The organism is Nitratidesulfovibrio oxamicus (assembly GCF_015731765.1).
Taxonomy (GTDB): domain Bacteria; phylum Desulfobacterota; class Desulfovibrionia; order Desulfovibrionales; family Desulfovibrionaceae; genus Cupidesulfovibrio; species Cupidesulfovibrio oxamicus.
Map to the genome: position 1 here is coordinate 1 of NZ_VRYY01000813.1, position 10,416 is coordinate 10,416.

7 protein-coding genes and 2 pseudogenes are annotated in these 10,416 nt (G+C 67.6%); 2 read left to right on the top strand and 7 right to left on the bottom strand.

The window, feature by feature from the left end; translation table 11 throughout:
* Window positions 1-351: pseudogene (locus FVW20_RS19140) on the top strand (hypothetical protein); the annotation flags it as partial.
* A gap of 359 nt (window positions 352-710) precedes the next feature.
* Here FVW20_RS19140 and rlmN read toward each other — a convergent pair.
* The 3 genes from rlmN to FVW20_RS19155 form a co-directional block, all read right to left on the bottom strand.
* Window positions 711-1,814, bottom strand: coding sequence for a dual-specificity RNA methyltransferase RlmN (gene rlmN, locus FVW20_RS19145; protein WP_196610817.1), 1,104 nt, complete (start codon window positions 1,812-1,814; stop codon window positions 711-713).
* A 262-nt stretch (window positions 1,815-2,076) separates the two neighbouring features.
* The gene (locus tag FVW20_RS19150; protein WP_196610818.1) at window positions 2,077-3,558 is read right to left on the bottom strand and encodes an MFS transporter; all 1,482 of its coding nucleotides are present in this window, start codon (window positions 3,556-3,558) and stop codon (window positions 2,077-2,079) included.
* On the bottom strand, window positions 3,555-4,205 hold the full coding sequence (locus tag FVW20_RS19155) for a MarR family winged helix-turn-helix transcriptional regulator (protein ID WP_231039267.1): 651 nt from the start codon (window positions 4,203-4,205) through the stop codon (window positions 3,555-3,557). The genes FVW20_RS19150 and FVW20_RS19155 overlap by 4 nt, the downstream gene beginning before the upstream one ends.
* Before the next feature lie 415 nt (window positions 4,206-4,620).
* Here FVW20_RS19155 and FVW20_RS19160 point away from each other — a divergent pair, with 415 nt between their 5' ends.
* Window positions 4,621-5,559: an acyl-[acyl-carrier-protein] thioesterase gene (locus FVW20_RS19160; RefSeq protein WP_196610819.1), complete on the top strand. Its 939-nt coding sequence runs from the start codon at window positions 4,621-4,623 to the stop codon at window positions 5,557-5,559.
* Between the two features lie 681 nt (window positions 5,560-6,240).
* Here the strand turns inward: FVW20_RS19160 and FVW20_RS19165 are convergent.
* The 4 genes and pseudogenes from FVW20_RS19165 to FVW20_RS19180 form a co-directional block, all read right to left on the bottom strand.
* Window positions 6,241-7,566 carry an HD domain-containing protein gene (locus tag FVW20_RS19165; RefSeq protein WP_196610820.1) on the bottom strand — a complete coding sequence of 442 codons (1,326 nt, stop codon included), beginning with the start codon at window positions 7,564-7,566 and terminating at the stop codon, window positions 6,241-6,243.
* A gap of 354 nt (window positions 7,567-7,920) precedes the next feature.
* The gene (locus FVW20_RS19170; protein ID WP_196610821.1) at window positions 7,921-9,201 is read right to left on the bottom strand and encodes a dihydroorotase; all 1,281 of its coding nucleotides are present in this window, start codon (window positions 9,199-9,201) and stop codon (window positions 7,921-7,923) included.
* On the bottom strand, window positions 9,198-10,175 hold the full coding sequence (locus tag FVW20_RS19175; protein ID WP_196610822.1) for an aspartate carbamoyltransferase catalytic subunit: 978 nt from the start codon (window positions 10,173-10,175) through the stop codon (window positions 9,198-9,200). The genes FVW20_RS19170 and FVW20_RS19175 overlap by 4 nt, the downstream gene beginning before the upstream one ends.
* 13 nt (window positions 10,176-10,188) lie before the next feature.
* Window positions 10,189-10,416 (bottom strand): annotated as a pseudogene (locus tag FVW20_RS19180) (amidohydrolase family protein); the annotation flags it as partial.

The window sequence follows — 10,416 nt, forward strand, 5'->3', positions numbered from 1 at the left end:
CCCCCCGACGCGGGCGTGGCGGTGTCGTGCCCGGCGCATCTGCGCCCGCTGGGCAGCCAGGTCATGCCCGCCCCGGTGCGGGTGCACCGGCTGTCGCCGTACGGCGTCCAGCTTGTGGGCCAGTGCGGGACCCTGTGCCCATGGCTGGAAGGCACGGATGGCGCACTGTGCGAATTGGCCCTGCCCATGGCCGACGGCAGGGGATGGACCCTGTTCGCCCTGCGCGTGGAATCGGCACGGCGGGAAGACGACGAGCTTTTCGCGGGCGGTGCGTTCGTGCGGCAGGGCGAGCGACAGCGCGACCTGCTGGCCCGCCTGCTGGACGCGGCGGCGGTGAACGAGAAAGGCTAGGGGGCGAGGCGCTCGCGGCGATGCAGTGCTCGTGTCGGCCTGTTGCCAAACGCCGGAGCGGTGCGCCCGGCTCGCCCCGGTTCCGACTGTCCAGGCCCCCCGATCCTGCCAACCCGATCCTGTTCACCCGGCTCGGCGCACCCAACCTGCCCACCCAGTCGAGGCCGCCTGATTTGCCTCGCGCATCCCGCGACACGGCAGGCATTCTTCCCGCGCGTCGGTCCCGCCGACCGGCAACGAAAAAGCCCGGCCTTTTGGCCGGGCTTTTTCGCGTCGTGGAGCTGCGGGGGGGGGGTAACATGCTGCTGCTGCGGCGCGGTCGCCGCTGCAAACGGCGTCATTTCCGCCGCTTCTTCAGGTTATTCAGCGTCTTTCGCCGGATCGTTCGTCCCCGCCGTCCCCGCCGATTCCGCCAGTTCGGAGGCCTTCAACTGGCCGCAGGCGGCCTTGATGTCCTGGCCCTTGCTCTTGCGGATGATGGCCGTGACGTTCTTGGACCACAGATATTGCTCGAAGGCCAGGATGCGCGCCTGGCTGGGGGCCTCGTAGGGCAGCCCCTCCGCCGGGTTGTACACGATGAGGTTCAGCTTGGCCTTGGTGCGCGACACAAGGCGCACCAGTTCGCGCGCATGGTCGATGGAATCGTTCACCCCGCCCAGCAGCAGGTATTCGAAGGTGATGCGCTCTCGCGTCTTCAACGGATACGATTCCAGCGCGGCCATCAGGTCGTCCAGGGTCCAGCGCGCCGCGCGCGGCATGATGCGCGCCCGCAGTTCCTGGTTGGGCGCGTGCAGCGACACGGCCAGAAAGGCCAGCCCGCTTTCGCCCAGTTCGCGCAGGCCCTTTTCGATGCCGCAGGTGGAAACGGTGATGCGCCGGGGCGAGAAGCACAGCCCGAATTCGTCGTTGAGGGTGCGCAGGCTGCGCATGACCTCGTTCAGGTTCAGCAGCGGCTCGCCCATGCCCATGAACACCAGATTGCGCACGATGGGGTGGTCGGGCCGGTCGTCGCCCAGGTGCTCGCGCGCCACCAGCACCTGCCCGAGAATCTCGGCCATGGTCATGTTGCGTTCGAAGCCCATGCTGCCGGTGCTGCAAAAGGTGCAGCCCATGGCGCAGCCCACCTGGCAGGACAGGCACTGGGTCATGCGCACCTTGCCCTCGCGCGATTCACTGGGAATCAGCACGGTTTCCACCAGCGCGCCGTCGGCCAGGGCCAGCAGGAACTTTACCGTGCCGTCGCTGCTGGTCTTCACGGTGCGGACTTCGGGCCAGGTGATGCGGGCCGCCTCGGCCAGCCGGGCACGGGTGGCCTTGGAAACGTTGGTCATGGCGTCGAAGGACCGGGCATTCTTCTGCCACAGCCACTGCCACACCTGACGGGCGCGAAAGCGCGGCTCGCCGAGCGCGTCGGTCATCCACGCTTCCAGTTCGTCGTAGGTCAGGTTCAGTATGTCGATCATGCGTGATGGGGGGCAAGGGGTGGGCCGCACGGGCGGCATGACGGTATGGGTAAGCCCGCGCGGCGGATTCGTCCAGTGCGCGTCACCCGGACGTGTGGTGGCCGGACGTGCGATGTGCGCACGCGCTGCATTCAGGTGCGCGGCTCGCAGGCAATACAGCGGAATGGCCGCGAGGGGAAGACCCGCCCGTTCCCGCCCGTTCCGCCCGGTCCCGCCCGTTCCCGCCCGGTCCAAATGCCGCTCAACCCGCGCGGGGCGTGCGTCAGGGGGTGCCGTCGGCATCGGTCGGCGTCGGTGTGCCCGGCGTACGGCCCTTGTCCTTCATGCGTCCCACGGACAGCAGCACCCCCACCGCGCACAGCGCGCAGAAGGTCCACAGCGCGGTGCGCATGGAGGCCAGAAAGCCCGGCAGGGTGGCTGCCGACACCGGCTCCCCGCCCATGAACACGGAAAACACGATGGTCACCACGATCATGGAGGCCATCATGCCCAGGGTGCGCATGGTGCTGGTCATGCCGGAGGCCACGCCCAGGTGGCGCGGCTCCACGCTGCCCACGATGGCGCTGGCGTTGGGCGAGGCGAACAGGCCGTAGCCCACGCCCAGCAGCACCAGCACCACCACGGTGAGCGCGGTGGAGGTGTCCTGTCCGATGAACGCGGCCACGCCAAGGCCCACGGCGCACAGCACCATGCCCACGGTGGCCACGCGTTCGGCGGGAAAGCGGTCGGCCAACCGTCCGCCGATGGGCGAAAGCACCATCTGGATCACCGGCTGGATGATCATCAGCAGGCCCGCATCGCTGGGGGTAAGCCCGCGCACGTATTGCAGGTACAGCCCCAGAAAGAACAACACCCCGAAGGTGGAGGCATAGTTGATGAGCGCGGACAGGCAACTGAGCGTGAACAGCCGGTTGCGCGAGAGCAGGGTGACTTCCAGCAGCGGAAAGGGAGTGCGCGATTCCAGCCACAGGAACAGTCCGCCGCAGGCCAGCCCGGCGGCCAGCGCCCCCCAGGCCCATGCGCCTTCGTCCAGATGCGAGGAACCCAGGGTAAGCAGCACGATGGCGCCCGCGTAGACCAGGCTGCCGCGCAGGTCGAAGGGTTCGCCCCGGGCAGAGCGCCATTCGCCGCGCAATTTGGTAAACACCAGCAGCAGCGCGGAGATGCCGAAGGGCAGCACCATCAGGAACACCCAGCGCCACCCGAAGTGGGTGGTCAGGAATCCCCCGATCAGCGGCCCGCACGAAATGCCTGCATAGGCCGCCGCAGAGACGATGCCGATGGCCCGGCCACGTTCCTCGCGCGGGAAGACTTCGAGCATGATGGCGAAGCTGTTGGCCACGATCATGGCCGCGCCCATGCCCTGCAGAAAGCGCAGGCCGATGACCATGCGGATGGACTGCGACAGCGAGAGCACGGCGGTGATGGCGGTGAACAGCACAAGGCCCGCCAGGAACAACCTGCGCCGCCCGAAGATGTCGCCAAGGCGGCCCATGATCAGCAGGAACACCGAAAGGGCCATGACGTAGGTGGTTTCCACCAGACCCACCTGCATGGCCGTGGCGGCAAGGTCGCGTCCGATGGCGGGCAGCGAGACGCCCACGGCGGACATCATCAGCGGCATGAGGATCATGGACGTGCTGACCACGAACAGCACCGCCCCGCGCGAAACGGACGCGGGAGCCGTGCCGGGTGCGGAGGCCCCGTGCCCCGGCGTGCTGAAGGGGAAGGAGGCGGGGCTCATGGCGTGCCTCCGCACGACGGGCCATTCGGGTCAGCCTGGCCTGTCGGGCATGTCTGCGCTGTCGCGCCAGTCTGGTCTGCCGGGTCTGCCCGACATGCCGGACATGCGGGACATGCGGGACAGGCGGGACAGGCCGTGCTGGTGCCGCCGGACATGTTCAGTTGTTCCGGTTCGGCGGGCCTTTCCGGTTTGGCCGTCCTGTCCGGTCTGCCCAGTTCGGCCAGCACGTTTGAGATCATGCGGTCCAGAAACCCCAGGGCCTGTTCGCGTTCCTCGCCGGAAAATCCGCGCACCATGGTTTTGGTCAGTTCGCGCAGGGCGGCCAGAAAGGGGGCGCGCAGTTCTTCGGCCTGCGGGGTCAGGGTGATGACCAGTTGGCGGCGGTTGCGCGGGTTCACGGTGCGGGTCACCAGCCCGGAGGTCTCCAGCTTGGCCAGCGAGCGGGCGGCGGAACCCTTGTCGAAGTGCAGCTTTTCGGCCAATTCTTCCTGCGATACGCCGTCGCCGCCCTGAAAGAGTTCGGCCAGGAAGGGTATCTGTCCCTGGCCCACCGGCCCCAGCGGGGTGATGCGTTCCAGGGCCAGCAGCAACACCAGGCGACGCAGCTGGCCCACGCGGTAGGCAAAGGATGTGAGTCTCTGTTCCATGCGAAATGTCCTATTGTTGCCAGTGCAACTGTTGAAGGAGCAACAGATAGGCGCAGGGCGGGCAGGTGTCAAGGCGGGACAGGGGCGGTCTGCGATTGCGCGGGGGGGAAAGCAGGGCGCATGGTGCCATGGGACAGGCGTTGCGGGTGGCCTGTCCATGCGGATGCGTGCGCAGATGCGTGTGCCGGGGCGTATGCCGGGCGGGCAACGCGCCGGGTATGCGGGCCGGGTAATGCTGTGCGCGCTGCGGCAGCCCACCCTTCCGGACGACACTGGACGCCGGGCCAAGGCGGCGCTATGCCGTGGCGGTGCGCCGTGATGTCGCGGCTTTCGCCGCACGGACCGCACTGCTGCTCCTGTTCCCTCATCCCGCGCCATCAAGCGGACACTCGGCCAACCGGACAAGGAACCGCCCATGCCTACCCGCCACGAATCTCCCTCTGGCCACACCGCCCCGGCATCCGACGCACCGGGTACATCCGGAACGTTGGGCGCGACCGACGCGGCCCGCGCACCTGGCGCGCCAGCGGTATCCGGGGCCGCGCCAGGTTTCGACAGTTCTGGAGCCTCCGTGCCTGCGGACCTGCGCGTGCACCACGAGACCTTCCGGGTGCGGGGGTACGAGGTGGGACCGGACGGCACCGTTTCCGCGCAGATCATCTGCGACTACCTGCAAGAGGCGGCGGGGAGCCATGCGGACAGGCTGGGGCTTTCGCTGGCGGCGCTGCACGAACAGGGGCAGGCGTGGGTGCTGGCCCGACTGGCGGTGCAGGTGGAGCGCGCCCCGGCGGAGGGCGAGACGGTGACGGTGCGCACCTGGCCGTGCGGGGTGGAGCGGCTGCAATTTCGGCGCGACTACCTGATGCTGGGGCAGGATGGGGCGATGGTGGCGCGCGGGGCCTCGTTCTGGGTGGTCATCAACCTGGCCACCCGCAGGCCGGAACGCATTCCTCCCACGGTGGCGGCCCTGCTGCCGGAAAACCCGCCGTTGGCGCTGGATGGCGGGCTGCTGGGCGACCGGCGACCCCCCGCACCGCCGGAAGACGCCGCGCCGCTCTCGTCCTTGTCTTTCGCGGTGCGTCGGGCCGACATGGACCGCAACCGCCACGTGAACAACGTGCGCTACCTGGACTGGGCGCTGGAGGGCGTGCCGGCCAAGGTGCAGGAGACATCCCGCCCGACGTGGCTGGACATGCACTTTCGGGCCGAGACGGTGTACGGCGACACGGTGGAGGCACAGTGCCTGCCCGCGCCCGCCAATACCCCAGCGCCGGGTGCCGCCCGCTTCGTGCACATCCTCACCCGCCGTTCCGATGGCCGCGAGGTGGCGCGGGCGCTTACCGGCTGGCGGTAGGGGATATCTCCGGCAGATATTTTTGCCAGAGGCAGGTCGGTTCGAGGGTTGGAGGTATCTGTCTGTGCCATGAACGGGACGGACAAATGGAAAGCCTTGCCTGTTCTTCGGCCCTTTGTGCTGACTTCGCTCCTTTTGCCATCGCCTTTCGGGCAATGCACAACCTGAACTTTTGCCATTACGACGTGAGATGCGCGCACATCGCATTCCGTCGGGCAGATGACCCGAAGGCGCTTTGGCCGAGGGAAGCTGCCCGGCACAGGAATGCGGTGCATGACATGTGTGGATAAAGGCACCCACGCTTGGTCAGGACTCCGGGAGCTTCGCGCGCATTGGCGTCACCGGCGGCAGATCACCCGAAGGCGCCTTGCGCCGCAGGGAAGCTGCCGCCGCAGGGGCGCCGCGCAGGATGCCCCGGGGTTCCAAGGGGCGGAGCCCCTGGAACGCGGGGGTGCAGGGGGGGGCGTTACAACACACCCTGCCCGTCGGAGACATAACGAAATCGAGCGTGATCGAAAGGGCACACGTGTCTTCGTAGAAACCGTGTCCGACAAGGCACAACACCTCTCCTTCTTCTTCCCCCTCCCCCTCCCCCTTCCCCTCCCCCTCCCCCACAAAAAAACGGGGGAAGGAACCAACGTCCCTCCCCCCGCGTCTCGCAAGGAATGAATCAATCCGGCGCTAGCCGAAATTCTTCGCCTTGTACTCGCGCACGTAGTCCACGGCTTCGGGCACGCTGGTCACTTCGCCCGCCACCTGCGCCTTCAGCAGCGCATCGCGCAGCATGCCCACCTGGGGGCCGGGGTGCAGGCTGGTGAATTCCATGATCTCGTTGCCGTTCAGCAGAGGTTCCAGCATCTGTTCCGGGGTTTCGGCGCGCTCCAGGTACTTCATGTTGTGATTGAAGTAGGTGTAGCTGCCGCCTCGGGCTTCCAGATCGGCGCGGGCCATTTCGATGAGCCGGGGGTACTCGTCCAGCGACTTGAAGCGGCGGATGCCCCGGTCGGTGAGCATGAAGTGGAAGCGCATGTGATGGCGCACCAGATGGCACACCTGTTCCACGTCTTCCGGCGAGAAGTGCAGGCGGCGCAGCAGCTTGCGCGTTACCTTCGCGCCCACGCGATGGTGCTGGTAGAAGTTCCACTTACCGTCGAAGTATTCCGCCGTGTACAGCTTGCCCACGTCGTGGAACAGCATGGCGAAGGTGCCCAGCCAGTCGTAGTTGTATTCGCCTTCGGGGTAGTGGCGCACGCACTCGATGGTGTGGTCGAGCACGGTTTCTTCCACGCCCTCGTCATTGCGCTGCTGGCGCACGCGGGACAGGGCCGCCACTTCGGGCAGCAGGCCGTGCAGCACCTGCGAATCGAACAGCAGCCGGACGAACTTCCACATGCACTCGGCTTCCACCTTGCGCCACTCGTCCATGATGTCCGAGATGCGCACGTAGTCCAGCACGCGGCTGGCGGCGCGGATGATGGCGATCCACGAGTTGGGCTCTATGGGCAGGTCGAAGTTGGCCGCAAAACGCATGGCCCGGATGACCAGCAGGTAGTTGCGGCGCAGGGTTTCGTCAGGAATGCCGCGCAACTGCACCTTGCCTTTCGAGAAATCCTCGAAGCCCTCGTACACATCGCCGGTATGGGCGATGTACGGACAGGCCAGGGCGGGGGGCATCTTGCCCTGCTCTTCCAGCACGCGCAGCATGCGCGGGGTGATGCGGGCCAGGGTATGTTCCGGGTGCGAGGATTCTTCGGTGTCGGTGTGGTAGAAGCGGATCAGCGCCCCGCCTTCGCGCATGGTGGCGACCACGCCGTCTTCGTTGGAGCGCTCGAGGCTGGGGAAAAGCTTGCCGAGCTCTTCGTAGTCGGGCTCGCAGGCGATGTCGATTTCGATTTCGCGGCCATCCAGCAGTTCCTTTTGCAACTGCGCGTTGACCACGTAGGCGTCGTAGCCGTTGCGAAGGATGGCCTTGCAGATGGCTATGGCGTCCTTGAAAGGTTGGCTCATCCCTGTCCTCCTGAAAGTGATGAAAAGCGCGCCCTCCGGCGCGGTGCCATCCGTGCATCACAGGCGCGGCCCGAAAAGTCAAGACGGCTAGGCGGGGAACGACGGGGCCGGTAGCCGTGGCCCGGCTAGCCTGCGGATGTGGGCCGGTCATGGCTGGTGGCGCCGGGTGGGCAGCACTGGGTGCGTGCGCACGGGAAGTGCGCCCGCCTGATTGTGCCAAAATGCACAAAAGTGGCGCTGGATGCAAGGGGGAGTGGGGTGGGGGCTGTCGGGGGTAGGCTGGCGTGTCTTCGTGGAGGCCGCGTCCAATAGCGTACGGCCTCTCTTCTTTGCCTGCGGCCTTACCCCCGCCCCCTACACCACCTTCACCCCGCCAAGCCACAACGCCTTGACCCTCCCCACCAACTCCTTCCCCAGGAACGGCGTGTTCAGACTCTTCGAGTGCATGGTTTCGCGCGAAGGCACCCACCTCTCCTCCGGGTCCAGCAGAAAGAAATCCGCCGGGTCGCCGACGCCAAATCCGTTCACGGGCAGTCCGAAGATCCTCCCCGGTTCCGCCGCCCACAGGCGCATCAGGTCGGCTTCCGTCAGCACGCCTTCGCGCACCAGCCCCCAGGTCAGGGCCACGGCGGTATCAAGGCCTGTGATCCCATTAGGGGCCTCGTCCAGCGGGGTTTCCTTTTCGTGCGCCGCGTGCGGGGCATGGTCGGTGGCCAGGATGTCGATGACGCCGGACTTCACCGCCGCGCGCAGGGCGGCCACGTCGTCGTCGGTGCGCAGGGGCGGGTTGACCTTGGCCTTGGTGTCGTAGCCCAAGAGTTCCCTGTCGGTCAGCAGCAGGTAGTGGGGGCAGGTTTCCGCCGTTACCGGCACGCCGCGCTGCTTGGCCCAGGCGATCAGTTCCACCGAGCGGCGGCACGAGATGTGCGCGAGGTGGATGGGCAGCTTCAGGTAGTCGGCCAGCAGGATGTCGCGCGCCACGTGCAGCGCCTCGCCGATGTCCGGCTGGCCCTTCACCCCTATGCGCCCGCTGGTCTCGCCCTCGTTCATGTGCGCGCCCTTGGCCAGGTAGGGGTCCTCGCAGTGGTCGATGACCACCTTGCCCTGGTCTGCGGCATATTCCACGCAGCGGCGAAACATTTCGGTATCCGGCACGGGCGCGCCGTCGTTGGAAAACGCCACGCAGCCCGCCTCGGCCAGTTCGGCCAGCGGGGCAAGCTCCGTGCCCTTCAGGCCCACGGTGGCCGCACCGATGGGGTGCAGGCGCGGGCCGTGCGGCCAGTGGCGGCGGGCGGTGTCGATCATGTCGCGGGTGATGGAGGCGTCGTCGTTGACCGGCTTGGTGTTGGCCATGCACAGCACGGCCCCGAACCCGCCGTGGGCGGCGGCGGCAAGCCCGCTGGCGATGTCTTCCTTGTACTCCTGACCCGGTTCGCGCATGTGGGTGTGCGCGTCGATGAAGGCCGGAAACAGCACCATGCCCTTGGCGTCGATGCTCTCCGCCCCGGCGGGCGTGCAGCCCGCGCCGCTGTCGGTCACGGACGCGATGCGCCCGTCGGCCACGGCAACGTCCACCATGCGCCCCAGCAGGCGGGCATTGCGAAGGAACAGGGAAGGGGAAGTGGTGGCGGTCATGCGCGGCCTCCGTTGTCGGCGGTCTGCTCTATGCCGGTGCGGGTGGCGAGCAGGAAAAGGATTGCCATGCGCGTGGCCACGCCCGCGGCCACCTGGTCCAGGATCAGGCTTTCGGGCGCGTCGGCCAGCACGGACGAGATTTCCAGCCCACGGTTCATGGGGCCGGGGTGCAGCACCCGCGCCCCCGGCGCGGCCATGGCCAGATGCCGGGGCGACAGGCAGAAACGCTGCGCGTATTCACGCAGGTCGGGCAGCAGGCCCGCCTGCTGGCGTTCCAGTTGCAGGCGCAGGCACATCACCGCGTCCGCGCCCTGCACGGCGTCGTCCAGCCGGTTGAAGATGGTCACCGGCCAGTTGTGCACCCCGGCGGGCAGCAGGGTGCGCGGCGCGCACAGCCGCACCTTTACCCCCAGCGACGAGAGCAGGTGCACGTTGGAGCGGGCCACCCGGCTGTGGGCGATGTCACCCAGGATGAGCAGGGTGCGCCCCTCGAAGGTGTCGCCCCAGACCTGGCGCAGTGAATAGCAGTCCAGCAGGGCCTGGGTAGGGTGGGCGTGCCAGCCGTCGCCCGCGTTGACCACCGAGCAGTCCAGCCGCTCGGCCAGAAACTGCGCCGCGCCGCTGGACGAATGGCGGATGACGATGATGTCCGGCGTCATGGCCTGCAGGGTGAGCGCGGTGTCCTTCAGGCTTTCGCCCTTGGACAGGCTGGATCCGCTCTTGGCCAGCGAGAAGGTGTCTGCGGAAAGCCGCTTGCCCGCCACGTCGAACGAGGTCTTGGTGCGGGTGCTCGGCTCCGCGAAGAACAGCACCACGCTCTTGCCCTTCAGGGTGGGCACCTTCTTCACGGGGCGGCGGTTGATGTCGTGGAACTGGGCCGCCGTGTCCAGCAGGTGGAACAGCTCTGCCTGCGTCAGCTGGGTGACGTCCAGCAGGTCCTTGTGGGGCCACGTGGGGCGTTGTGCGTGCTGCATGTGGGTGTGGGGGTTACGGGGTTGTCCCCAATGCTTGGGAAAAATCTTGGGGCAGCAGGGCCAGCCGCGCGCGGCGGCCCGGAGCCATGACGCCGATGTCGCCCCGGCCAAGGGCGGTTGCGCCGCACACGGTCAGCAGGCGCAGCAGGGCGGCGGGCGGCAGGTCGTGCCCGGCGGGCAGGTCGCGCAGGGCGCGGGCCTCGTTCCACAGGTCCAGGTCGTGGTTCGAGGCCAGGCTGTC

Bases quoted from the DNA above. Each gene is read 5' to 3' on its own strand.
- rlmN (WP_196610817.1), bottom strand. From the start codon at position 1,814: ATGATCGACATACTGAACCTGACCTACGACGAACTGGAAGCGTGGATG.
- FVW20_RS19150 (WP_196610818.1), bottom strand. From the start codon at position 3,558: ATGAGCCCCGCCTCCTTCCCCTTCAGCACGCCGGGGCACGGGGCCTCC.
- FVW20_RS19155 (WP_231039267.1), bottom strand. From the start codon at position 4,205: ATGGAACAGAGACTCACATCCTTTGCCTACCGCGTGGGCCAGCTGCGT.
- FVW20_RS19160 (WP_196610819.1), top strand. From the start codon at position 4,621: ATGCCTACCCGCCACGAATCTCCCTCTGGCCACACCGCCCCGGCATCC.
- FVW20_RS19165 (WP_196610820.1), bottom strand. From the start codon at position 7,566: ATGAGCCAACCTTTCAAGGACGCCATAGCCATCTGCAAGGCCATCCTT.
- FVW20_RS19170 (WP_196610821.1), bottom strand. From the start codon at position 9,201: ATGACCGCCACCACTTCCCCTTCCCTGTTCCTTCGCAATGCCCGCCTG.
- FVW20_RS19175 (WP_196610822.1), bottom strand. From the start codon at position 10,175: ATGCAGCACGCACAACGCCCCACGTGGCCCCACAAGGACCTGCTGGAC.